General features: G+C 69.9%; 21 protein-coding genes. 8 read left to right on the top strand and 13 right to left on the bottom strand.

All coding sequences use genetic code 11. From position 1 onward, the window contains the following. Positions 1-74: 74 nt before the first annotated feature. Complete coding sequence (locus ACZ9QC_RS00345; protein ID WP_472918183.1) at positions 75-347, top strand: hypothetical protein; 273 nt, start codon at positions 75-77, stop codon at positions 345-347. A gap of 194 nt (positions 348-541) precedes the next feature. Here ACZ9QC_RS00345 and ACZ9QC_RS00340 read toward each other — a convergent pair whose 3' ends face one another. The 4 genes from ACZ9QC_RS00340 to ACZ9QC_RS00325 all read right to left on the bottom strand — a co-directional run bounded on the left by ACZ9QC_RS00340 (position 542) and on the right by ACZ9QC_RS00325 (position 4544). Beyond that, the gene (locus ACZ9QC_RS00340) at positions 542-709 is read right to left on the bottom strand and encodes a hypothetical protein (RefSeq protein ID WP_472918182.1); all 168 of its coding nucleotides are present in this window, start codon (positions 707-709) and stop codon (positions 542-544) included. 218 nt (positions 710-927) lie between these two features. Further along, positions 928-2028, bottom strand: a complete 1101-nt coding sequence (locus ACZ9QC_RS00335; protein ID WP_472918181.1) for a DNA polymerase III subunit beta family protein — start codon at positions 2026-2028, stop codon at positions 928-930. A 334-nt stretch (positions 2029-2362) separates the two neighbouring features. After that, positions 2363-3481, bottom strand: coding sequence for a fatty acid desaturase family protein (locus tag ACZ9QC_RS00330; RefSeq protein ID WP_472918180.1), 1119 nt, complete (start codon positions 3479-3481; stop codon positions 2363-2365). Between the two features lie 7 nt (positions 3482-3488). Then, positions 3489-4544 carry a ferredoxin reductase gene (locus ACZ9QC_RS00325; RefSeq protein ID WP_472918179.1) on the bottom strand — a complete coding sequence of 352 codons (1056 nt, stop codon included), beginning with the start codon at positions 4542-4544 and terminating at the stop codon, positions 3489-3491. Positions 4545-4631: 87 nt separating this feature from the next. On the opposite strand from ACZ9QC_RS00325, the gene ACZ9QC_RS00320 reads away from it, so the two are divergent. The 3 genes from ACZ9QC_RS00320 to ACZ9QC_RS00310 all read left to right on the top strand — a co-directional run bounded on the left by ACZ9QC_RS00320 (position 4632) and on the right by ACZ9QC_RS00310 (position 7420). Continuing rightward, positions 4632-5771 carry a PucR family transcriptional regulator gene (locus ACZ9QC_RS00320; protein ID WP_472918178.1) on the top strand — a complete coding sequence of 380 codons (1140 nt, stop codon included), beginning with the start codon at positions 4632-4634 and terminating at the stop codon, positions 5769-5771. 99 nt (positions 5772-5870) lie between these two features. Beyond that, entirely contained in the window at positions 5871-6209 is a 339-nt protein-coding gene (locus tag ACZ9QC_RS00315) for a thioredoxin family protein (RefSeq protein ID WP_472918177.1), read from the top strand. 416 nt (positions 6210-6625) lie between these two features. Next, positions 6626-7420 carry a leucine-rich repeat domain-containing protein gene (locus ACZ9QC_RS00310; RefSeq protein ID WP_472918176.1) on the top strand — a complete coding sequence of 265 codons (795 nt, stop codon included), beginning with the start codon at positions 6626-6628 and terminating at the stop codon, positions 7418-7420. A gap of 6 nt (positions 7421-7426) precedes the next feature. On the opposite strand, the gene ACZ9QC_RS00305 is transcribed toward ACZ9QC_RS00310, so the two are convergent. The 3 genes from ACZ9QC_RS00305 to ACZ9QC_RS00295 form a co-directional block, all read right to left on the bottom strand. Beyond that, complete coding sequence (locus ACZ9QC_RS00305; protein WP_472918175.1) at positions 7427-7693, bottom strand: MmyB family transcriptional regulator; 267 nt, start codon at positions 7691-7693, stop codon at positions 7427-7429. A gap of 104 nt (positions 7694-7797) precedes the next feature. After that, positions 7798-7935 (bottom strand): hypothetical protein, encoded by a 138-nt coding sequence (locus ACZ9QC_RS00300; RefSeq protein ID WP_472922001.1) that lies wholly within the window; start codon positions 7933-7935, stop codon positions 7798-7800. A gap of 155 nt (positions 7936-8090) precedes the next feature. Further along, complete coding sequence (locus ACZ9QC_RS00295; RefSeq protein WP_230223749.1) at positions 8091-8468, bottom strand: winged helix-turn-helix transcriptional regulator; 378 nt, start codon at positions 8466-8468, stop codon at positions 8091-8093. Positions 8469-8613: 145 nt separating this feature from the next. Between ACZ9QC_RS00295 and ACZ9QC_RS00290 the strand changes: the two genes are divergently transcribed. After that, a complete protein-coding gene (locus ACZ9QC_RS00290) occupies positions 8614-9021 on the top strand; it encodes a RidA family protein (protein WP_472918174.1) in 408 nt (135 codons plus the stop codon). Between the two features lie 399 nt (positions 9022-9420). Here the strand turns inward: ACZ9QC_RS00290 and ACZ9QC_RS00285 are convergent, their stop codons facing one another. Next, the gene (locus ACZ9QC_RS00285; protein WP_472918173.1) at positions 9421-10026 is read right to left on the bottom strand and encodes a dihydrofolate reductase family protein; all 606 of its coding nucleotides are present in this window, start codon (positions 10024-10026) and stop codon (positions 9421-9423) included. Between the two features lie 739 nt (positions 10027-10765). Between ACZ9QC_RS00285 and ACZ9QC_RS00280 the strand changes: the two genes are divergently transcribed. Both ACZ9QC_RS00280 and ACZ9QC_RS00275 read left to right on the top strand, forming a co-directional pair. Beyond that, positions 10766-11758: a TerC family protein gene (locus ACZ9QC_RS00280; protein ID WP_472918172.1), complete on the top strand. Its 993-nt coding sequence runs from the start codon at positions 10766-10768 to the stop codon at positions 11756-11758. A 925-nt stretch (positions 11759-12683) separates the two neighbouring features. Beyond that, the gene (locus ACZ9QC_RS00275; RefSeq protein WP_472918171.1) at positions 12684-13943 is read left to right on the top strand and encodes a DUF418 domain-containing protein; all 1260 of its coding nucleotides are present in this window, start codon (positions 12684-12686) and stop codon (positions 13941-13943) included. Between the two features lie 83 nt (positions 13944-14026). On the opposite strand, the gene ACZ9QC_RS00270 is transcribed toward ACZ9QC_RS00275, so the two are convergent. Further along, positions 14027-14599 (bottom strand): peptidase inhibitor family I36 protein, encoded by a 573-nt coding sequence (locus ACZ9QC_RS00270; RefSeq protein WP_472918170.1) that lies wholly within the window; start codon positions 14597-14599, stop codon positions 14027-14029. Positions 14600-15063: 464 nt separating this feature from the next. Next, positions 15064-15525, bottom strand: coding sequence for an SRPBCC family protein (locus ACZ9QC_RS00265; RefSeq protein WP_472918169.1), 462 nt, complete (start codon positions 15523-15525; stop codon positions 15064-15066). Between the two features lie 318 nt (positions 15526-15843). On the opposite strand from ACZ9QC_RS00265, the gene ACZ9QC_RS00260 reads away from it, so the two are divergent. After that, entirely contained in the window at positions 15844-16581 is a 738-nt protein-coding gene (locus tag ACZ9QC_RS00260; RefSeq protein WP_472918168.1) for a flavodoxin family protein, read from the top strand. A 51-nt stretch (positions 16582-16632) separates the two neighbouring features. Here the strand turns inward: ACZ9QC_RS00260 and ACZ9QC_RS00255 are convergent, their stop codons facing one another. The 3 genes from ACZ9QC_RS00255 to ACZ9QC_RS00245 form a co-directional block, all read right to left on the bottom strand. After that, a complete protein-coding gene (locus ACZ9QC_RS00255; RefSeq protein ID WP_472918167.1) occupies positions 16633-17763 on the bottom strand; it encodes a sulfite oxidase in 1131 nt (376 codons plus the stop codon). 90 nt (positions 17764-17853) lie between these two features. Next, the gene (locus tag ACZ9QC_RS00250) at positions 17854-18381 is read right to left on the bottom strand and encodes a TerD family protein (RefSeq protein ID WP_472918166.1); all 528 of its coding nucleotides are present in this window, start codon (positions 18379-18381) and stop codon (positions 17854-17856) included. Positions 18382-18610: 229 nt separating this feature from the next. Further along, entirely contained in the window at positions 18611-21712 is a 3102-nt protein-coding gene (locus ACZ9QC_RS00245; RefSeq protein WP_472918165.1) for a helix-turn-helix transcriptional regulator, read from the bottom strand. Between the last annotated feature and the right edge of the window lie 78 nt (positions 21713-21790).

Genomic DNA, 21790 nt, shown 5'->3' with positions numbered 1-21790 from the left:
AACCCGGTCTCGGGACCGTGCGCTGCACAACTGCACCGGCCTCGTTGTCGGTGGCGGCTGAGAAGCTGAACCGTATGGACAGTGAGGATGAGCAGCTGATGCGCGGCCGCATCTACGGCGCGGACCACGACCACCCGGGCCCGAAGCCGGGCCATAGCTACGCCGAACTGGTGGGCGGGCCGCTGGACGGATTGCTGCTCGACATCACCGGCTGGAGCCCGCAGAAGATCGACGACGGTGTCGCCCTGGCCACGGAGCTGGGACAGTTCGGCCCTGGCGGCCGGGCCCTGTACGACCCGCGCCCGGGCGACCCGTCCCGCTGGGACTGGGGCGGCGACAGCCCCTGACGGCCGCCGCTCGGTGGAATGGCCGGAGCACGTTGGCCGCGACCACCCTGCGGGTGGAGGGCACGCGGTGCGCAGACAGGTCCGGTCCCGTGGTCATCGGCCGATGATCGCTGAGCCGCTCTCCCACTGTCATGTGAATTCGCATGGCCTCCGCCCAGGCCCGGACGACCGGCCGGCGCGAGTGCGCGGGCCGGTCAACGGGTCTGCGTGCGGGGCTCAGGAATGGAGAGGAGGCTGGGGTTTCGCTGGGGGAACACCGCGAAGTCGGCGTCGGGCGGCAGAGCGGTCGCCATGCCCGAGACCGCCGGGGACAGCGTCGTCAGCACCACGGCCACGAGCAGGCCGCCGTACATGCTTGACAATGAGGAGGCAGGCTGCCCATCCGGCCGACCTACGAGCCTTGCGTCCGTGGAACCCGTCCCGATACGCATCAGGACGTGCGGCAGGGCCGCTCCCAGTATGCACGCCAGTTGCAGGCTGAGCGGCGCCCAGGAGCCGTACCGGGCTCCAGACGAACTCCCGCCGAGGCCGGCCACGACGACTGAGCGCAGTCTCCGTCGATGTCCAGGACCGTGGCCCGTCACGCCGCCATCTGGTCCTCCAGACGGACCGGCATCAGCAGCGAGAAGGCGTGCTCGTCGTCGGGCCGACGGATCGCGAGCGGGGCCGTGGGCGCGCCCAGTTCGAGGATCAGCTCGTCCCGGGCCCCGGCGGTGAGCCCGTCCAGCAGGAACTCGCGGTTGACGGCAACGTTGTCCGGGTCGTCGTCACCGTCGGCGCAGACGATCACGGTCCCGTTCTCCGCGACCCGGAGCACGCTCAGGTCGTACGGCTCGCTGTCCTGCTCCCGCGTCTCGCCCTCGCGGACCGGGCCGGTCTCCAGGGCCTGGCGGAAGGCCGCCGTCCCGACGCGGGCCCGGCGCCCGGCGGGGAGGTGGCCGAGGCGGCGGTAGTCGGGGAACTCACCCCCGAGACTCTGCCCTGCCGCCTGCCGGTCCCCGGTCTCGAGCGTCACCCGGTCACCGTCCACGATGAGTTCGGCGGGCTCCTCGCCGGTCAGCAGGGCCCGCATCGCGTCGGCGAGCGGCAGAGGCACCACCACCTGCGTGCGGGGCCCGCCGTGCCCGGTCGTACGTGTTCGCGCGACCGCCATGCGGTAGCGATCGGTGGCCACGAGGTGGAGCAGTTCTCCCTCGATGTCGAACAGGATCCCGCCGAGCATCGGCAGCTCCGCGTCGGTACCGGCCGCGAAACGGACCGCGTCCAACGCGGCGGCCACCTCCGGCGCGGGCACGGAGAACCGGGCGGCGGCGGTGGTGTGAAGCGAGGTCATGGAGGCTGTCTCCCTGCGGTCGAGTAAGGCTCGGAGTGTGGAGAACTCGCTGCGGGCATCGGACAGCCCCGACTCGAGACGGCGCAGGTGCGCCTGCAGCAGACCGCGCACCAGTTCCGTGTCCGCGCCGCCCCAGCCGGCCAGGATGAGCCGGATGTCGGCCAGCGGCATGCCCGCCCGACGCAACCGGCCCAGCAGCCGGGCCTCTTCGAGCTGTTCGGGCGCGTACCAGCGGTACCCGCTCACCGGGTCCACCCAGGCGGGGACCAGCACGCCGGCACGGTCGTAGAACCTCAGGGCACTCACCCCGAGCCCGCTGTCCCGGGCCATTTCTCCAATGCTGCGCATCTCGCTCTCCACACCCAGGACTCTGGTGCCTCGACCATGTCGAGGGTCAACCTGGTCCCCTTCCCCTTCCCCCTCCGTTTCCTCGCTCAGGTGGGACAGTCGACGAGCGTGGTGGCCGTGCCCCAACGGGTCATGAGAGAAACCGAGAGCGCGCACGCTCCCGAGCACCGGGCCCGACCGTGGCAGGTAGCCGCGCTGCGACACCTCGCGAGGGCTTGCCAGGGCCTGGCCAGTGCTCGGACTGATGTCGCGGCCGTCCGCCGTCCCCGACGGATCTCACCGAACCCGGCGGTACCGCCGGGCTCGGTCGGTGGGCCTGAACCATTGCCCGGGTTCAGGCCGCGAGGAGTTCCTGTTCGCGGTCCGGGGTCTTGACCTTGGGCTTCTTGTTCGGGAGCGAGAGCCGGACCACCTTGTGCCACGCCGAGAAGACCTGCTTGGGCAGCGGCCCGGTGACGTACTCCAGCTCGTACTTCTCGAACAGCGCGCGCACCTTCACCGCGACCTCGGCGTACCGGTTGCTCGGCAGGTCGGGGAACAGGTGGTGCTCGATCTGGTGGGAGAGGTTGCCGGTCATGAAGTGCATGGCCTTGCTGCCGCTGATGTTCGCCGAGCCCATCATCTGGCGCAGGTACCACTGGCCGCGCGTCTCGCCCTTGATCGACCGGCGCTCGAAGACCTGCACACCCTCGGGGAAGTGCCCGCACATGATCACCGAGTGGGACCAGATGTTGCGGACCAGGTTCGCGGTGAACGTGGCGGCGAGCGTGGTGAGGAACGACGGGCCCGACAGCAGCGGGTGGATCACATAGTCCTTGAGCACCTGCTTGCGGATCTTGCGGCCCACGGCCCTGGCCCGCGCGCGGAACTCGGGGTTGTTGCGGCGGCGCTTGTGCAGGTTCTTGCCGAGTTCCAGGTCGTAGGCGGCGATGCCGTACTCGAAGAAGCAGGCGTTGATGAAGTTCCACAGCGGCTGGCCGAGGTGGAAGGGGTGCCACTTCTGGTCCTCGTCGACGCGCATGATGCCGTAGCCGAGGTCGTTGTCCTTGCCGATCACGTTGGTGTACGTGTGGTGGAGTTCGTTGTGGGAGTGCTTCCACTGGTCGGCGGGGGAGACGTGGTCCCATTCCCAGGTGGTGGAGTGGATCTTCGGGTCCCGCATCCAGTCCCACTGACCGTGCAGGATGTTGTGGCCGATCTCCATGTTGTCCATGATCTTGGCCACGGACAGACCCGCGGTGCCGATGATCCACGCGGGCGGGAAGAACGAGAACAGCAGCACGCCCCGGCTGACCAGCTCCAGCTTGCGCTGCGCCGAGATGACCTTGCGGATGTAGGCGGCGTCCTTCTCGCCGCGGCTCGCGATCACCTCGTCGCGGATCGCGTCCAGCTCGCGGCCGAGCTCCTCGATCTGCTCCGCGGTCAGATGGGCGGTGGGGTCGATGGCGGTCAAGGTGCTCCTACCGTTCGATGTCGCAGGGGCCCGCGGCGGCGGACACACAGGTCTGGATGAGGACGCCCGGCTCGGCCTCGGTGATCTCGCCGGTGCGCAGGTCGCGGACGGCGCCCGCCTTGAGCGGCGTGACGCAGCCGAAGCAGATGCCCATGCGGCACCCGGAGGGCATGAGCACACCGGCCTCCTCGCCGACGTCAAGAAGCGGCGTGGCGCCGTCCGCGTCGACGGTCTTGCCGGTGGTGCTGAAGGTGACCTCGCCGCCGTCGCCGGCGACGACGATGCTCGGGCGGAAGCGCTCGGTGTGCAGACGCTCCGGGACGCCGTGGTCGCTCCAGTGCTTCTCGGCGGCGTCGAGCAGGCCCGCGGGCCCGCAGGCCCAGGTCTCGCGCTCGGCCCAGTCGGGCACGAGTTCGTCGAGACGGGCGATGTCGAGCATGCCGTCGGTGTCGGTGTGCACCTCGGTGAGCCGCAGCTTCTTGTCCGCGACCAGGGTGTGCAGCTCGTCGCGGAAGATCACGTCCTGCGGCCGCGGCGCGCAGTGGACCATGACGACGTCGTCGAACTCGGTGTCGCGCAGCATGCCCATCACCGGGGTGATGCCGCTGCCGGCCGTCAGGTAGAGCACCTTGGCGGGCTTGGCCCGCGGCAGCACGAAGTCACCGGTCGCGTGGTCGAGCTGGATCAGCGTGCCCGGCTTCGCCCTGCGGACCAGGTGGTTGCTGACCTTGCCGTCCGGGATCGCCTTCACGGTGATCGTGACGCGGCCGTCCTGGCGGTTCGTCGGCGACGTCACCGAGTAGGCACGCCACAGGCGCACCCCGTCGACGTCGACCCCGATCCGCACGTACTGACCGGCCGTGTGGCCGCGCCAGCCCCGTCCCGGTCTGATCACGATCGTCGCGGCGTCACCCGTCTCGGGGTGCACGGCCTCGATGCGCCCTCGCAGGTCGGCGCCCGCACGCAGCGGGCTGACCAGGTCGAGGTAGTCCGACGGCAGCAGCGGCGTCGTGACCATCTCCAGCAGTTTCCACGCCCTGCTGCGGAGGGCTGTACTCGTCATGAGTCCAGCTTGCTGTGCCTCAGGGCGTAAAGTCCTGACCGCAGGATGTGAATCTGGTCGGCTGAATTGTTCGCAGGGAATAGAAACATGAGTCACGCGATCCGCAGGGTCAGCGAGCTGGCCCTGGATGAGACGACGGTCACCGCACTTCGGGCCGCGCTGAGGACCACTGCCGACGAGGTCGTCCAGGCGATCATCGACGAGGTCCCTCCCTACGCAGGCGCCCTGTCGGGCCACATGGGCGCCACCATCCGCCGCGCCGTCCGCACCGCCCTGGGGCACTACCTGGACCTCGCGAGCGGGAACGCCACCGGCGGCGACGCCGGGGACGCGGCCTACGAGCTGGGCCGCGGCGAGGTCCGCGACGGCCGTTCGATGGACGCACTGCTCAGTGCCTACCGCGTCGGCGCCCGCGTGGCCTGGCGATGTCTGGCGGCGGGTGCCGTCCCCGCGGGGCTGCCCGCCGCCGAGGTCGCCAAGTTCGCCGAGCTGACCTTCGCCTACATCGACGAGCTCTCCGCCGCGAGCGCCGCGGGCCACGCCGACGAGCTGGCCGCCCGGGGCAGGGCCCACGAGCGCCACCTGGAGCACCTGGCCCGCGACCTCCTCGCCGACGCGAGCTCGGACGTGCTGATGGCCTCCGCGCAACGGGCCGGGTGGCAGCCTCCGGTTTCGCTGACCGCGGTCCTGCTGCCCGCCGCCCAGGCCCGGCCCGCCTACCGCGTGCTCGACCCGAACACCCTTGTCCTCGACGATCTGCCGGACGCCGCCGGCGTGCTGCTCGTCCCCGATGCCGACCGGTCACATCTCCTGCGGCAGCTGACCGACCGCAGCGCCGTGGTCGGCCCGGCCCGGCCGTGGGCGCGCGCGTCGGCCTCGTACGCGCGCGCCGTACGCGCGCGCTCCCTCTCCGCTGACATTCGCGACACCGAGGACCACCTGCCCGAGCTGGTGCTGAGCGCCGACGCGGACGCCTTCGCGGACCTGCGTGCCCGAGCCCTCGCCCCTTTGCGGGCCTTGCCTGCCGCGACCGGCCGGCGGCTGGAGGAGACGTTGCGGGCGTGGCTGCTGCACCAGGGCAGGCGGGACGAGGTCGCGGCGGCGCTGTTCGTCCATCCCCAGACCGTCCGCTACCGGATGTCCCAGCTGAGGGAGCTGTTTCCGGACCTGGCATCGCCGGACCGGGTCCTGGAACTGACGCTGGCGGTCGGTCTGCGGACCGACTGACGCGGCTCGACCGGATCCGGTGGACCATGCGCCCCGGACCGGCACCCCGCGCGAGGGATGATGGGGACGGAAAGACGGAACGTGAGGTCAGGAGCTTCCATGACGAAGCGGGTCCACCGCCCCCGCGAGGACGCGGAGTTCGATTTCATCCTCGGAATGAGCGGAGTGCCGGTCCTCGCATACTTCACCGGGACATGGCCCAAGGCGATCGAGCCCTGCCGGGTGATGGACCTCGTCGTGGGCGCCGTCGCCGACGACTGCGCGGGCCGTCTGACGGTCGTCCGCGCCGACATCACGCGTTGTCCGGCCGCGACCGAGCGATACGGGATCACCGGAGCCCCGTCCTGCGTCCTGCTGAAGGAGGGAGAGGTGGTGGCCCACGGCACGGGGCCCATGACCACCGCCGAGGTACGGCAACTGCTGGACGGCCACCTCTGAGCGGCTGCCGCGGCGCATGGAACCGGCCGTTCACTTGCCGAAGCCGGCGGTGAGGCCGCCGATGAGCCGGCGTCGGCCGAGGATGTAGCCGTGACAACGGCATCGCCAGGCTCCACAGCATCCCCAGCGCCCGGACGGCCGCCTGATACCGCGTCTACACCGATGAGCACGCCGAGACAGTCCGCCGCATCCGGATCCGGCTTGCAGCAGGCCTCAACACCGAGGCCATCAGGGAAATCCTGCCCTGCATGGACGACGACGGCGCGTACCTTCGGCGGGCCGTGTGGTGGCCGCCCTCGCCGACAGGTGGCATCACCGAGGAGTGGGGGAGGGCGGGCGGTCATGTCACCTGCCAGGGAGACCAGTTGGTGCCGTACTGGCCACCACGTCGGCCACCACGTCCGTATCGTTGCGCCATGACGGACGAACAACTGCCCCCACAGGTCTTCCCGAACCGCTTTCCCGAGGCGGTGGACTCCCGGCCCGGGGTGCCGCAGGACCGCTGCCACTGCTTCAGCCAGGGCCGGGTGAGTCCGCCCGGCGCGGGGACGTCCTTCCACGGTGACATCCAGGACACCCGCGCTCCCGGCTGGCTCCGGCTGCTGGAGCTGATCGAGGAGGCGGCGGCGGATGGGCGAGAGGAGTTCCGCCCGCTGCCGGAGCTGAGTCCGGAGGAGCGGCGGCAGATCGTGACGCTGCCGGCGTCGATCGGGCGCCTGACGGCGGTGCGGACCCTCGTGCTGTACGGGAGCAACCTGGTGCGGATACCTCCGGAGATCGGAGACATGACGAGCCTGGAGGAGTTCAGCCCGTACACCTCGCGACGGCTGCACTGGTTCCCGTACGAAATCACACGGTGCGCTCGGCTGGTGAACAGCACGGTGAGCACGCGCTCGATCTACGGCAACTACAAGTACCGGCCGCCGTTCCCGCCGCTCCGCGCGCCCGGCGACACGGACCTGTCCCTCGAAAGCCTGGCGCCGTCCCGCTGGGGCAGCAGCGCGGTCCGCACCTGCAGTGTCTGTGCCGGGCCCATTCCCACGACGGGCCCACACCAGGCATGGCTCTCCCGGCTGGTGGCGACCGACGTCCTGCCACTCCTGGTCAACGCCTGTTCCCAGGAGTGCCTTGACGCTCTGCCACCAGGGGCGAAGGGCCACATCCCCACACATCATCGGGGCGGGAAGATCGAGCAGCCTTCGTCGCGTTGACCCCTGTCACCCAGCCCAAGTGGCCGGCGTGGTGTCGATGGTGGTCGGATCGGAGACCGCCAGCCGGGTCCCTCCCGGGCAGCGGAACTCACCGACCGACTCAGCCGAGCGGCCTGCTCCGCGGCTCCGGGCGGACTGGTTGGACAGTTCCAGCTGTCCGACGTCGGGGTGCCGGAGTCGTTTGATGCCGCCGTGGCAAATGCCGACGTCGTGCGCGGCCCATTGCCTGCGGAAGTCGGGGCGGAGTGTGGCCAGTTCGCGCGTGCGGCCCAAGCTACCCGGCGAGAGAAAGCGCCGTACTCCCGGGCGCTGCCGGGAGCGGCCGGTTGGCCGCTGTCCTCAACGAGTGGCTGTGACCAGCGCCTTCCCGACGAGTCCTACTCGACCCGGACCACGTACTCGCCCCGCACCCCGCCCGCCTCCAGCGCCCGGTGTGCCGTCGCTGTCTCTGCGAGCGGGAACCCGACCCGTGGCAGGGCCTCCGGCGGCTGGCCGAGACGGTCTGCGAACTGCAATGCGAGCCGACTTCCACCCCTCCGAAGCGCGCTGTCGCTGCGCGGCCTTCCGCTCGCGGCCGACGGCTCCCAGGCACAGCAACCCACCAGGGCCTGACGCGAAGCGGCGCCTGCCGCGCCACCCGCCTGCTCTTCGAGCGACGCAGCCGTCCGTCTCAGGCGTCGAAGCGGTGCCGGGAGGTCTCGATGTGGCCGAGGTATCGGTGGGTCCAGTCGCACAGTCCGTCGATCGTCACCCGCAGGGCCTGGCCCGGCTCGGTGAGGGCGTACTCGACCCTGGGCGGCACGACGGGGTGCACCGTCCGCTCGACCAGACCGTTGCGCTCGAGCATGCGCAGGTTCTGGGTGAGCATCTTGTGGCTGATGCCCTCGATCTCGTTCCGCAGTTCGCCGAAGCGCAGGGTGTGCTCTCCCAAGGCCTCGATGATCAAAAGTGCCCATTTGTTGGCAACGTCCGAAAAGATCTCCCGTGCCAGAGAGTCCGCGCGCCGAAGATCCGCTTCGTCGGGCGAGCCTGTGAACTGCTTGGTCACCGTGAGGTTCTCCAGTCACTGAAAAGTGCGTACTTCCACGTCAGCAGCCACTCTCCTACGGTTCCTGAGTAACCACAAGAGACCGAGGCGCCCTTGGTCCGGTGGCGGAGAGCCCACGGGCTCCCTCTATGAGGAGGCAGACAGCATGGCCATCACACTGGTGAACCCCGACGGATTGCCCAAGATCGACGTCTACCGGCAGGTGGCGGTCGCGACGGGAACGAAACTGGTCTTCATCGCCGGGCAGGTCGCCTGGGACGCCGAAGGAGCCACGGTAGGCGAGGGCGATCTCGCCGCCCAGGTCGAGCAGTGTTATCTCAACATCGCCACCGCCTTGGCCGAGGTCGGCGGTTCCTTCGACGATGTGGCGAAACTGAATGTCCACGTCGTCGACTGGACCCCCGACAAGATGCCCCAGCTCCTGGAGGGGATCGATCGCGCGTCCGCGAAGCTGGGCGTCACCCCGGCCCCGCCGGCCACGCTGTTGGGCGTTGCGGCGTTGGACATACCCGACCACCTGGTGGAGATCGAAGCCACCGCGATCCTGAACTGAAGGAATTCCTTCACCTCGCGGGCCGCCATCGCTCCTCGGAACGGCCACCGCAGCCCGACGGGCCCGGTGGCGGTGGCGGTGGCGGTGGCGGTGGTGCCTGGCGTGCACAGAGCAGGCCTGTCCCTCTGCTGCCCAAGCATCGTGAAGGATCTGGATCCTGCCGGCTGCACCAGTTGCTTGCCGAACATGGCGTCCGCCAGGACCGCGCCCGCGATCGCACCCCTGCCGGCACGCACGACAGGGGTGCCGTACCCGGAGTCCTCTCCCGTCTCGGGGTGACGCACCCCGAAGTCACCGCCGACCGTGCGCCACCCGACCTCGGCCGTGTCGGCTGAGGCCGCGGATCGCCTCCGGATGCGAGAGGAACCCTGTCGCCATCCCCCCGACCCGGACCCGACGTCACGCAGGGGCGCCGAGCGGCGGATGCTCGAGCACGCGGGGCTTGTACTCGACCAGTTGGGTGCGGCCGTCGAAGGTGCGGTGCTCGATCATCTCCAGGGCGACGTCCGGGTAGCCGTCGTAGATGCGTTCTGCGCCCGTGGCCCCGGTGATCACCGGGAACATCACGACCCGGAAGCGGTCGACGAGTCCGGCTCGCAGCAGGGACCGGCACAGGCTGAGGCTGCCGATCGTGCTGAGGAGCCCCGTGCCGTTCGCCTTCATGGCACGGACCGCCTCGACGGCGTCGTCGCGGACCAGCGTGGAGTTGGCCCACGTCAGTGGCTCTTCGAGGGAGGAGGAGAACACCACCTTGGACGCTTGCGTGAGTTGGTCGACGGACGCCTCTTCTTCGGGCCTGAACTCGTCCTGGCCCTCCGGGACCTCGCCCGCGGCGAAGCCCGACATCAGGCGGTAGGTGTTCGCTCCCATCAGGTAGGTGGCCTCGGGCTGCTCGCCGAGCCATGCGAGGTACTCCGGTCCTTCGAGGCCCCAGAATCCGGGCCATCCCTCTCCCGATGCGTAGCCGTCGAGGGAGGTGATGAAATCGACGAGAAGCTCCGACATGGCGGTGTCCTTTCCTGGGCTGTCACGAGCTTGGACCGGCTGGGAGCCGCAAACTCATCGGCCGCGCTGTGAAACGACGAGAAAACCCGTGGCGCTGCATCCGATCAGGTCAGCCCAGCGGCATTGCTTCGGGAGGCCCGGAGGACCGGTTCAAGGGTGGGTTCTGAGGGGCACGGCGGCCAGAACTGACGCCATCAGTCAGTCGGGGTCTTCGAAGCCGTGGGCTCCGACCCCCTGCAGCTGGCGAAAAGGACGGGACGAAGGCTGTCCATGACTTGGACTCCTCGGCCCTGCCGGGCCGTGGACCCAAGTGCGGGCGCCGGGAATGTGGCCGATGCGGGGCCATCCTCACCCGGTGCCCTCCGGGCGGCGGCTGCTTCCGCCGAGACTGACTCGCTCGCTTCCGTCCGCTGCGGACCTGGCCGATGCCGCCCAGCGCCACCCGTCATCACATCGATGACATCGTGCCTGGCTGCCGGCACTCCCTCTGCTGCGTCCAGGCCGCTTCGGCGGCTGTACCGCATCGCGAACGGGTTCTCCAGCTGGTCGTCGACGAAGACGGATGGTGGGCAGACTCCGCGGCGTCGCGGGGCCTTACCGTGTCCTCCGACCGGGAAGCCCGTAGGTCGCCGAGCGCGCAGTCGTCCTGCGGCTCGAGAACGGCTTGAGGAGACAGCTACCGGAAGATGTCTCAAACTCGAAGGAGGGCTGCCCGTCGATCACGTAAGGGGGCGGACCCGTGCACGATGTGCCGCTGTGGCTGTGGATGGTGTTCGTCATCACCGTGTTGGTGTCCCTGACGGTTGATCTGGTGGCCCACCGGCAGGCGCATGTCATCGGGTTCCGGGAAGCCGCTGCCTGGAGCGGGGTGTGGGTGGGCCTGGCGATCGTCTTCGGCGTCGTGGTCTTCCTCGTGGTCGGTACGAGTGCCGGTGTGGAGTACACCACCGCGTGGCTACTGGAGAAGAGCCTCTCGGTCGACAACCTCTTCGTCTTCGCGCTGATCTTCGGCTACTTCAGGGTGCCGCGTGCCTACCAGCACCGGGTGCTGTTCCTCGGCGTCCTGGGCGCTCTGGTCTTCCGCGGGATCTTCCTGGCCGCCGGTGTGGCGGTGGTCAGCCGCTTCACGGCTGTCTTGTTCGTCTTCGCGGCCATCCTCTTCTACAGCGCCTACAAGATCTTCAAGGAGGAGGACGACAGCTTCGACCCCGGCAAGAGCATCGCGGTCAAGCTGCTGCGCAAGATCATGCCCGTGCGGGACGAGTACGCGGGAACCCACTTCTTCGTCAAGGAGGCGGGCAAACGCGTCGCTACACCGCTGCTCGCCGTGGTCGCCGCGATCGAGGCCGCGGACCTCGTCTTCGCAGTCGACAGCGTGCCCGCCGTCCTGGCCGTCAGCAGTGACACCTTCATCGTCTACACCAGCAACGCCTTCGCCATTCTGGGCTTGCGAGCCCTCTACTTCATGCTGGCCGGCCTGCTCGACCGGTTCCATTACCTCAGCACGGGCCTGGCGATCATCCTCGCCTTCATCGGCGTCAAACTCATCCTCCAGGCAACCCACAAGACCATCAGCACCGGGGTCCCCGAAGTTCCCTCCCTGCTCAGCCTGGCCGTCATCGCCACCATCCTGACCATCTCCATCGCACTCAGCGTGCTGCGCCACCCAACCGACCACCCCGGAGGGCCGGGCCCGCCGTCAGGCCCCCCAGAGCACCACGAGCCCACCTGAGCCGACCGCCCAGGAGAGCCTAAAAGAATATAAAAATGGTAGTAAAATGCAGTTTATGGAAGATAAGCGCAACTCACAGGAAGCCCGACCGCCCACCTACGTCTGCGGCGCGTGCCAGCAGCCGGTCGACGCTGTGGTGCAGCGTCACAGGAACATGGGTGTCTACGTACCGACCTGGATCGCAGGGCCCTGCCACAACCCGCGCTGCGCGGATTACGTACCGCGGCAGGTGCCTGTCGGCTCCGTACGCAGCTCCACCTGGAAATCCCTGACCGGTTGGACAAGCCACTGACCAGCTCGCCGGGCACCATTCTTGGTGACCAAGCTCGTCAATGAGCTGGTCGAGGCCGCCGACGAGAAACAGCAGCCGACTGCTACGGAGGACGCCGGTAGCGACGCCTGGAGCGTCCACCGGACGGGCCCGGGCCGGTTCGCCTGGCGGTCAAGCCCCGTACCAAGTGGTGCCCAATCCCGTCAGCTGCGCCCTCGCCCGCCGCTATGCGCTCGAGTCGTACCCCACCCTCTCGACAAGGTGATGAGGTGGCCCGTGGTTCGCCGCGAGAGCGGGGTGGCCGCGGAAGGTCATCGCCGCTGCCCGTCAGGTTCGGCGGTCTGTGGATCCGTCGGGAGACGCGCGACGACATCCACGAAGTGTGTCCGCCCCCATCATGTGCCCCCATCTGCTGGCGGCGGCTGCGCGTTCTGGAGAGCGATGCCGTGGGCTGGTCAGTCGTCGCCAGTCGGTTCAGAACCCGGCCGGGGGTGACTGCCGTCCGGTCGCACCGGACCGGCCGGTCGGGACGGAGACTCCGTTGGTCGGTACGGAGACACCGCCGGTCGGCAGGGCGGTACCCGCCGACAGGCGGGGGTGTCACCGAAGGCTGTGGGATGGTCCGCCCCCTGGCGGCCCCGCGAGGTTCTTCGTATGACACAGACACAGCCGCCTCAGGAGACGTCAGCTCCGCAGGAGAACGCGCCTCCGCCACCCCGAACCTCCCCCGAGTCCGCCGTGCCGGCCTCGCCCGGTCCCTCGATGGGGCGCCTGGTCGGGGTGGATCTGGCCCGTGCGCTGGCGGTGTTCGGCATGTACGTCGTGCACATCGGCCCTCCGCTGTCGGCCACCACGGGCGTCGGCAGCTGGGTCCGGTACATGTCGGACGGTCACTCGTCGGTCCTGTTCGCCACTCTCGCCGGGTTCTCCCTGATGCTGCTGGCCGGCCGTCGCGAACCGAAGACCGGCCTGGCCGGCCGGCAGGCGAAGGCCCGCATCGCGATCCGCGCCCTGGTCCTGCTGGCCTTGGGAACGGTGATGGCGATGGAGTTCGGGGGAGTGATCATCCTCGGCTTCTACGGGGTCTACTTCCTCCTCGCCCTGCCCCTGGTGCGACTGCGTGCCAGGACCCTCGCGATCATCGCGGCCGTGTTCGCCCTCGTCACACCGCAGTTGGCGTTCGCCCTGACCTCGCTGCTGACCCCTTCGGTCCGACAGAGCATCAACGCCTTCGACCCGCTCCGCCGCCTCAGCGAGGTGGGAGTGCTCGATCTGCTGCTCACCGGCTTCTACCCGGCGCTCACCTGGATGTCGTTCGTGATCGCGGGCATGGCCCTGGGCCGCCTCGACCTGTCCTCCCGCACCGTCCAGCGGCGCTTGGCCGCGCTCGGAGCCGCCCTGGCGGTGCTCGCGTACGGCATGTCCTTGCTGCTGGCCGGCAAGGGCGCGTTGCGCAGCCTCGCAGAAGACGGGCCGTCCTCCGGAGGCCCCGGATCGATGTCCCTCGACAACGGGTCCCTGCCCGACATGCCGGCGTCGTTGCTCCTGACAGCCGGGCCGCACAGCGGCACCACGTTCGACATCGTCGGCAGCATCGGAGTCGCGATCCTCGTCATCGTGGGCGCCACGGTGGCAATGGAGCGCCTGCCGCGACTGCGCCGCCTGGCGAAACCGGTCATCGCCGTGGGCACGATGTCCCTGACCGCCTACGTCGGCCACTTCGTCATACAGCCCATGCTGTCCATGCCTGCCGGAAGCAGCACCCAGCAGTCCTGGGTACCCCTGCTCCTGTTCGTCCTCGGGGCGATCGTGTTCGCCGCGATCTGGTCCCGCTTCTTCCGCCGCGGCCCCCTGGAGTACGTCCTCAACGCCGCCACCAAGCCGACGAAGTACATCCGCCCACTGAACCCCTGACGCCGCCACGGACGACGCGTGCGTGAAGGGGCGGCACCTTCGGAAGGTGCCGCCCCACACGTGCGTAACTCGGGCCTCGGCCGTCAGGCGGCTACAGAACTCGCCCAGTCGTTGTAGGCGCCGAGGTTGGAGCTGTAGGTGTTGGGGCTGATGGAGATCTGCCCACCGTTGCCCCCCTCGTCACGGGCCAGCCAACCCCACTGGCTGGAACCCTGGTTGTTGCGCCACGAGGACGTCTGGTCGTTGAAGCCGTACTCGTTGAGGTTGTGCCAGTAGTAGTCGCTGAAGATCAGCCGGCGTCCGCCCCCGTTGGCGTGCTCGTACAGGCACAGCCAGCCGCTCGCGCAGGCCGGTGTGGCACGGATCTGCGCCGCGTTCTTGCCCTTCATCAGGGGGTCGGTGGCGCGGGAGTAGCCCAGCACCCGGTCGGCTTCCTCGTGGGTCTTGAAGCAGCGCACCGATGTCGTGGAGTACACCACGCAGCTCTCGGCGGAGCCCCACCCGTCCTGCTTCAGGTTGATCTTCTGCTGTCCGAGGGCGGCGACGGCGCCGCCCATCGACGACTCTGAGGTGGCCGCCGTCGACGCCGGTCCCGTGAGCAGGATGCCGGTCGCCGCGATCGCGGTGGCGAATAAGATCGAGCTCACTTTCTTCATTCGTTCCCCCTTGCCTGGTTCTGCAGGCCGGTCCTGCCCTTGTCCCCCTTGGCACGTCGACTCCGGCGAGGCCCAGCCTTGGTCATGGCCATGTCTATGGGGTGATTTGCCGGGGGTCAATAAGTTGCGCACCCGCTCATGACTTTTGGCTCAAAAGTCACAGACACCCGCTATGGCCTCGTAGGGCTATCGCCGCCCCGCCCGCGGCAGGCCGCTCCGGCGAGAGGGATTCACCGGCGCACCAGGCGGTGAGTCATGTCGAAGACGCGGACGCCGGGGCGGACCGGGCCAGGGTCGCGTCGGTTCTGTCGGGGCCGACCCACACCGTGCGGTCGTCGCCGCTCACGCCCACGGGCATGTTGCCGCGATGCGGGAAGGCGATCCCACCGCACAACCGCCTCTCGACGACGTCCTGGTCAGGGCCCAGTCGTCGTCTGATCCGCTCCGCCAGTCCTCGTCGTATGTCACAGAGCTTCCCCTTCCCGTCTGCCGAGCCGGTGCTCAAGGTGGCGAAGGTCCTTGCCGATGGACGAACGGACCTGGCGGGCCAAGAGCGGCGCGGCCAGCCGGTAGAAGCCGCCCTCACCGCCTCGAACGCGGATGCGGGCGAGGGTGCCACGCGGGTCCGGATCGAAGGTGTACGTGACGTGCATGGGCATCGGACCGGCCACGGAGACCATGTCCAGCAGGCGGGGCGGCTCGTACCCTGCCACGCGCATGACGTAATCGATGCGACGACCCAGGAAGTACGCAGTCCGGGTGACCTCGGCGCCCAGGCCGAAGCCGCCCTCGTCCGCCTCGCGAGTCAGCTGCGCGATGCGGATGCCCTGGGTCCACTCGTGGTCGTGGCGCCAGTCCATGGCGTACTCCGCCACCCGTGCGGGAGGGAGCAGGATTACGCGCTCCGCGGACACATCGATCGTCATGGTGTTCGTGCCTTGTCCTTGGTCTTCTCATCAGCCGGTCAGCCGGTCAGCCGGGATGCAGGGCCCGGCCGGTGCCTCCAGGATCCGGGAGGCGGGAGGTCGGCGCACGACGAGCCGCGAGCGACGAGCGACGAGCGGCGCACGACGAGCGGCCGGGCACCCCGGAACCCATCGTGTGCCGGTGAGGAACCCGCCGTGTTTCGGTGCGTCGTGACGGGACAGCGCGTGATTTCCGCGAGACGCTGCCGTCGGCACCTCAGCCCCCAGCCCTGCCCCCCACCCCCCGCCGCCCCTGTCCGCTCTCTCCCGGAGGCCCCCATGGCAGCACCGTCGGTCCCGTCCGCTGAGGACGGTTACCGTTTCGACGACCTGCGTGCGCTCTTCATCAATTGCACGCTCAAGCCCTCGCCCCAACGCAGCCACACGCAGGGGCTCATCGACAAGAGCCGGGCACTCATGGACGCACAGGGAGTGACCACGGAACTCGTCCGCGCGATCGACCATGACATCGCGACCGGCGTCTACCCCGACATGACCGAGCACGGGTTCGCCACGGACGCCTGGCCCGCGCTGTACGAGCGGGTGATGGCCGCGGACATCCTGGTCATCGCCGGGCCCATCTGGCTGGGCGACAACAGCTCCGTCACCAAGCAGGTCATCGAGCGCCTGTACAGCTGCTCCAGTTTGCTCAATCCCCAAGGGCAGTACGCCTATTACGGACGGGTCGGAGGGTGTCTGATCACCGGCAACGAGGACGGCGTCAAGCACTGCGCCATGAACGTCCTCTACAGCCTGCAGCACCTCGGCTACACCATCCCGCCGCAGGCGGACGCCGGCTGGATCGGCGCCGCGGGTCCTGGCCCCTCCTACCTGGACCCCGGCTCGGGCGGCCCGGAGAACGACTTCACCAACCGCAACACCAACTTCATGACCTGGAACCTGATGCACCTGGCCGCCATGCTCAAACGGGCCGGCGGGGTTCCGCCCCACGGCAACCAGCGCACGGAGTGGGACGCCGGTTGCCGACCGGGCGCGGACAACCCCGAGCACCGCTGAGGGGGCCAGGGCCCTCGCAGCGCGGGGGCGGCGTAGGCCGGGGCCGTGCGGTCATGCCGTGTCGGCGGGATCGGGGCAGAAGACCGGCACCCGCTGGACGAGGTTGTTGGCGAACCCCCCTCGGTTCCAGGGCTGCTCCAGTGGCTGGCTGTTGCCCGCCGCGTCGTGGGCACGGGCGCTCAGGACATGCTCGCCCGGGAAGGCGGACCACATGGAGGACCATCGGCGCCAGGCCCACCGGTGCCCGTGATCCGGTTCGAGCCGGGCCCTCTGCCACGTCTGGCCGCCGTCGGTGCTCACCTCCACCGAGGTCACCGGGGCGCGTCCCGACCAGGCCCGTCCCTCCAGCAGAACCGGACCCGGCGCCACCACCCGCGTCCGGGACATGAAGTCGGGAAAGCCCGGCGGGATCAGCAGGGCCCTGGGAGCGATGCGGGTGACCGGCTCGCCCGCCTCCTCGGGTGCCTGTCGGATCCTGTAGGCCACGGATTGCTGGAAGCCCGTGAACGGTGTGTCGACGACCGTGATGTCACGCAGCCACTTCACCTGGGCCATCCCGTACCAGCCGGGCACCACGAGACGCAGCGGGCTGCCGTGCTGGGGCGGCAGAGGTGCGCCGTTCATCGAGTAGGCCACCAGGACCTCCGGGTCGTCCCCGGTGGCCACGTCGAGAGGGAGGCCGCGTCGGTAGTCCTGCTCGACACCCCGCTCCACGCCGTGGTCCACGGCGGTGAACACGACATCGACCGCGCCCGACTCGACTCCGGCGTCGTCGAGCAGCAGACGCAAGGGCACTCCCGTCCAGTCCGCCGTGCCGACGGCCTCGACCAGCCACGGCTGGCTCACCGGCCGTGGCGCCAGCAACGCCCGGCCGTTTCCGGCGCACTCCAACGTCACGCGCGTGGTAACCGCGGGGTAGGCGCGCAGCCGCGCGAGGGAGAGGTCGAGGACGTGCCGTACGCGTCCGCTCACCGTCAGCCGCCAGGAGGCGTCATCCGGTACATGGGGGATGTCGTAGTGCGTCAGCACGTAGTGCAGGCCGGGTGGGGTGACGTCGTGGCGCATGGCCTCCAGCGGCAGGCCGTGGTTGCGGGCGGCCAGCGCCAACTCGTCCTGCCCGAGGCCCTCACCTGACGAGGCCAGCCGGGCGGGACGGCTCACGTCGGCGAGTCGACGCCTCATGCTCCGATTGTCCTCTTCCCCTGCCTGCTGTGCATCGCCGGCCGAGGGGCGCGGCGGGTTCGCCTGAAGCGGGAGGGCGTGACAGAGGTGCTACGGAGCATTGCCCATTTCAGCAGCGAAGACCACGGGGTCGCAGTCGAATCCTCGGACCATCTCGTGGAACTCCCAAGCCGAGGAGGCGGCCCGGGTGAACTCCGCGACGGTGGTGGCGCTGGCCCCGGCGACCCGTGCGAAGTCGTCCTTCAGCAGCTCCTCGTACCCGTGGACCACCAGCACCCCGGCGTTCGTTATGTCACCGAAGGTCTTGGGACCGCTGTTCTGGTGGATCGCCACGCCCACGACCACGCGTGCGAGGGAGGACGCCATGCGGTCGAATTCCAGAGTCATCGCCTCGACATAGCCGAAACCCTGACCGGTTTGGCTGTGTCGGCTCATGTTGATGGTGCCGTCCGGCGAGCGGCTGTCGAAGTGGACGACGTACACGGGTCGCCCGTAGGGGGCGTCCGCCGCGTAGGTCGCGGCGATGATGTCGAGATGATGAGGCGGCTGATTCCAGGGACTCGGATCCCACTTCAGCCGCACCTCGGCCTTACCCACTCCCTGGCTCTCGCTGCGCACCGAATTACTGCCTCTCCCGCATCAGACCACCACGGGATGGTCCCCGTACGATCAAGTATGGCTCTCAACCGCCGTGTTGAAGCCTCGCTTTCCTGGAAGGTCGAGGCGTCGACGAGCCCGGTGTCCTCCAGAACCTCCGTGTGGCAGGACGAAGGCGCGCGCAGCCAGAGGCCGTCGAAGGGTTCCTTGCGGCCGTGGCCGATTCCGTGGATCCGGTGACCGAGCCAGGTCAAAGGCCGGGGTCGGCTTCGGAGTCTTGGCTCAGCCGCTGGGGGAGTTCGGTACGGGAGGTGATGCCGAGCTTGGGGAAGGCCCGGTAGAGGTGGTGGCCGACTGTGCGCGGGCTCAGGAAGAGCTGGGTGGCGATCTCGCGGTTGGTGGCGCCGGTGGCGGCCAGCCGGACGACCTCGCGTTCCTGGGGGCTGAGCCGGGCCAGCGGGGTGTCCGCCCGGTCTTCCGGACCGATCTGCTCGCCGGTGGCCTGGAGTTCGGTGCGGGCGCGAGTGGCCCAGGGCCGGGCGTCCAGGGTCTCGAAGGCTTCGAGGGCGGCACGGAGGTGGCGTCGGGCGTCGGTGCGACGACGTTCGCGGCGCAGCCACTCGCCGTACAGCAGCTCGGTACGGGCCCGTTCGAAGGGACGGCCCTCGTCGTTCCGGCTGACGTCGTGGCAGCACTCGTCGTACTGGTGCAGGGCTTCCTCGAAGTGCCTCTCGGCATCGCCGGGTTGCTCGAAGGAGCCGGTCAGAGCACGACAGCGGTGGAGCAGTGCGAGCGCCGCCGGGTGGTTCGAGGCCCTCACCCATTCGGTGAGGCGAGCGATCGACTCGGCGGCCTGGTCCGGGTGCCCGGCGCGTACCGCTGCCTCGACGAGATCGGGCAACAGCCAGGCCGACAGCGCAGGATGGCCCACCCGGACGCGCGCTGCCTCCAGGTGGGCAAGCGCGCTCTCGGCAGCGCCGAGCCCGAGGTCGAGCAGACCGAGGGCCCGGTGAGCGTGGGCGGCGGCCAGCGCGATGCCGTGGGCTTCGGCGTGCTCCAAAGCCGTCCCGGCGAGATCGGCGCACCGGTCCTGGTCGCCGCGCAGGGCGGCCAGCGTCGCCAGGGTCGCCCGCAGGTATGCGCCCCGGTGGTCGCGGCCGTACTCCTCGGCGATCGCGAGGCCTTCCTCGGCGGTGGCCTGCGCCTCGGCGTAGCGTCCCAGGGCCAGTTGGGCCTCGGCGAGCAGGTGCAGCGCGGTGTGGAGCCAGCCGAACACGTCCTGGGCGCGGCAGTCCCTTACGCACGCGGAGGCTATCTCGTACGCGGTGCCGTGGTCGGCGAGCAGCTGGGCGTGCACCCCGGCGGTGATCCGCTCGGCGAAGTCGGGGGCGGGGGCCGTCGGGACCGCCATGGCCGCCGGGCCGTCCGTCGCGATGGGCACGCCTGCTGAGGCCGGAGCGCCTGCGGCGTCCCGAACGCCCGCCGTGCCCTGAGCGCCCGCGGCACCCTGAGTATCAGCCGCGCCCCGCACGCCCGCCGCGCTCCGAGCATCGGCCGCGCCCCGCACGCCCGCCGCGCTCCGAGCATCAGCCGCGCCCCGCACACCCGCCACGCCCCGAGCATCAGCCGCGCCCCGCACACCCGCCACGCCCCGAGCATCAGCCGCGCTCACGCCGCGTGCCACGTCCGGGGCATCCTCCGTCCGGAGTGCGGCGCCTGGTGCGGCACGCGCGATGTCGTGGGACTCCGGCGCTTCGGCAGCGGGCAGCACCGTCATCGCGCGCATCACCGCGTACTCCGGCGCGTCGGGAATTCGGGCCGCCACTTCGGCGAGGAGGTGCAGGTCGCTGGCGGAGTACGCTGCCTGGACGGCCTCGGCGAGAAGACCGGAGAGGTCGGCGCTGGTGCCGATCCGGTCCGCGCAGGCGAGGAGTATGCGGGTGGCCTCGGCCGGTGATCCGCGGTCCAGCTCGACGATGGCCCGGACCCGGGCGAAGTCGGCGAGCGTCTCCGGGTCGAGCGCGAGCGCGTTGATCCGGTCGGTCAGGGCTGCCGTACGGGCGAACCCCCCGGCCTCCGCCGAAGTGAAGGCCGCCGCGGCCAGCAGCCGGGCGCGCCTGGCGGGGTCCGCCGTGAGCTGGGCGGCGCGCTCGTACGCGGCCGAGGCCGCGGCTGTACCCTGCCGGCCGCCGGCCCGCCGCGCGGCGGCCACCATCTCGTCCGCCACTCGCTCGTCCGTCCCGGTGGTGGCCGCGGCCAGGTGCCAGGCCCGGCGGTCGGCCTGCCGGTGGCCGCCGGACCCGCCCTCCAGCGCGTCGGCCAGTGACCGGTGGGCGGCGAGTCGGCGTGCCAGGGCGGCGTCCTGGTATGTGGCCGACCTGATGAGAGGGTGGCGGAAGGACAGGGTGTGCTCGGTCAGCAGGACGAGCGTGGCGCGTTCGGCCGGCTCCAGGTCCTCCAGCGTCGCACCGAAGCCGGCCGAGGCCCGCAGGACGAGGTCGAGGTCGCCCGTGTCGTCGGCGGCCGCCACCAGCAGCATCGCCCGGGTGGCCTCGGGCAGCTGGCGGATGTGGTCCTGGAAGGAGTCCTGGATGCGGCTGGCGGGAGAGGACAGCCCGGCGGGCAGGGTGACCGGGTTCAGCTGGCCCGCGCGCTGCTCCGCGGTGAGCGCCGCGGGCAGTTCGAGCAGCGCCAGGGGATTGCCCTGTGCCTGCTCGACGATCCGGTCGCGCACGTACGGCGGCAGGTCGGCGGCCCGGTCGGCGAGAAGGGCGTCGACGGCCCCGGCGTCGAGTCCGCTCAGCCGCAGAGTCGGCAGGCCCGTGATCCGGCCACCCTGAACACCGTCACGGACGGCGAACAGCATCACCACACTGCCGGTGCGCAGCCGGCGCGCCGCGAAGGTCAGGGCGTCCAACGATGCCTGGTCCAGCCATTGGGCGTCGTCGATCAGACACAGGAGCGGCTCGTCGCCGACGACGGCCTCGGTGAGGGTCGCCAGCACCGCCGTTCCCACGGCGAAGCGGTCGCTCACCGACTCGCCTCCGAGTCCCAGGGCCGCCTTGAGTGCGGCGGCCTGTGTGTCCGGGAGCCGGTCGAGCCGATCGGTCACGGGCCACAGCAGCTGGTGCAGGCCGCCGAACGGCAGCTCCATCTCCGACTCGATGCCCACGGTCCGCAGTACGCGGGCGGAGCCGGCGGTCGTGGAGACGTACGCATGCGCATACGCCAGCAGAGCCGTCTTGCCGATGCCGGCCTCGCCGTGGATCACCAGCGCGCCGCTCTCGCCCTTCCGGGCACGTACGAGCAACTGATCGATCCGGTCCTGTTCTGCCCCCCGCCCGTACAACATGCGGTCAACCTACCCGACGTTCACGAGCTTCCCGCGCCTCGCGTTACGTCACGCCGACCGATGCGGCGGTCAGTCAAC

The sequence above is a fragment of the Streptomyces sp. HUAS MS02 genome (assembly GCF_055702265.1).
The sequence above is the reverse complement of the archived record's forward strand: the minus strand, read 5'-3'. Positions and strand labels throughout refer to the sequence as shown.

What these genes read in the sequence shown, in the direction of transcription:
- ACZ9QC_RS00345 (WP_472918183.1), top strand. Translation starts at nt 75, where the DNA reads ATGGACAGTGAGGATGAGCAGCTGATGCGCGGCCGCATCTACGGCGCG.
- ACZ9QC_RS00245 (WP_472918165.1), bottom strand. Translation starts at nt 21,712, where the DNA reads ATGTTGTACGGGCGGGGGGCAGAACAGGACCGGATCGATCAGTTGCTC.
- ACZ9QC_RS00275 (WP_472918171.1), top strand. Translation starts at nt 12,684, where the DNA reads ATGACACAGACACAGCCGCCTCAGGAGACGTCAGCTCCGCAGGAGAAC.
- ACZ9QC_RS00335 (WP_472918181.1), bottom strand. Translation starts at nt 2,028, where the DNA reads ATGCGCAGCATTGGAGAAATGGCCCGGGACAGCGGGCTCGGGGTGAGT.
- ACZ9QC_RS00320 (WP_472918178.1), top strand. Translation starts at nt 4,632, where the DNA reads ATGAGTCACGCGATCCGCAGGGTCAGCGAGCTGGCCCTGGATGAGACG.
- ACZ9QC_RS00290 (WP_472918174.1), top strand. Translation starts at nt 8,614, where the DNA reads ATGGCCATCACACTGGTGAACCCCGACGGATTGCCCAAGATCGACGTC.
- ACZ9QC_RS00255 (WP_472918167.1), bottom strand. Translation starts at nt 17,763, where the DNA reads ATGAGGCGTCGACTCGCCGACGTGAGCCGTCCCGCCCGGCTGGCCTCG.
- ACZ9QC_RS00285 (WP_472918173.1), bottom strand. Translation starts at nt 10,026, where the DNA reads ATGTCGGAGCTTCTCGTCGATTTCATCACCTCCCTCGACGGCTACGCA.
- ACZ9QC_RS00315 (WP_472918177.1), top strand. Translation starts at nt 5,871, where the DNA reads ATGACGAAGCGGGTCCACCGCCCCCGCGAGGACGCGGAGTTCGATTTC.
- ACZ9QC_RS00325 (WP_472918179.1), bottom strand. Translation starts at nt 4,544, where the DNA reads ATGACGAGTACAGCCCTCCGCAGCAGGGCGTGGAAACTGCTGGAGATG.
- ACZ9QC_RS00265 (WP_472918169.1), bottom strand. Translation starts at nt 15,525, where the DNA reads ATGACGATCGATGTGTCCGCGGAGCGCGTAATCCTGCTCCCTCCCGCA.
- ACZ9QC_RS00260 (WP_472918168.1), top strand. Translation starts at nt 15,844, where the DNA reads ATGGCAGCACCGTCGGTCCCGTCCGCTGAGGACGGTTACCGTTTCGAC.
- ACZ9QC_RS00310 (WP_472918176.1), top strand. Translation starts at nt 6,626, where the DNA reads ATGACGGACGAACAACTGCCCCCACAGGTCTTCCCGAACCGCTTTCCC.
- ACZ9QC_RS00270 (WP_472918170.1), bottom strand. Translation starts at nt 14,599, where the DNA reads ATGAAGAAAGTGAGCTCGATCTTATTCGCCACCGCGATCGCGGCGACC.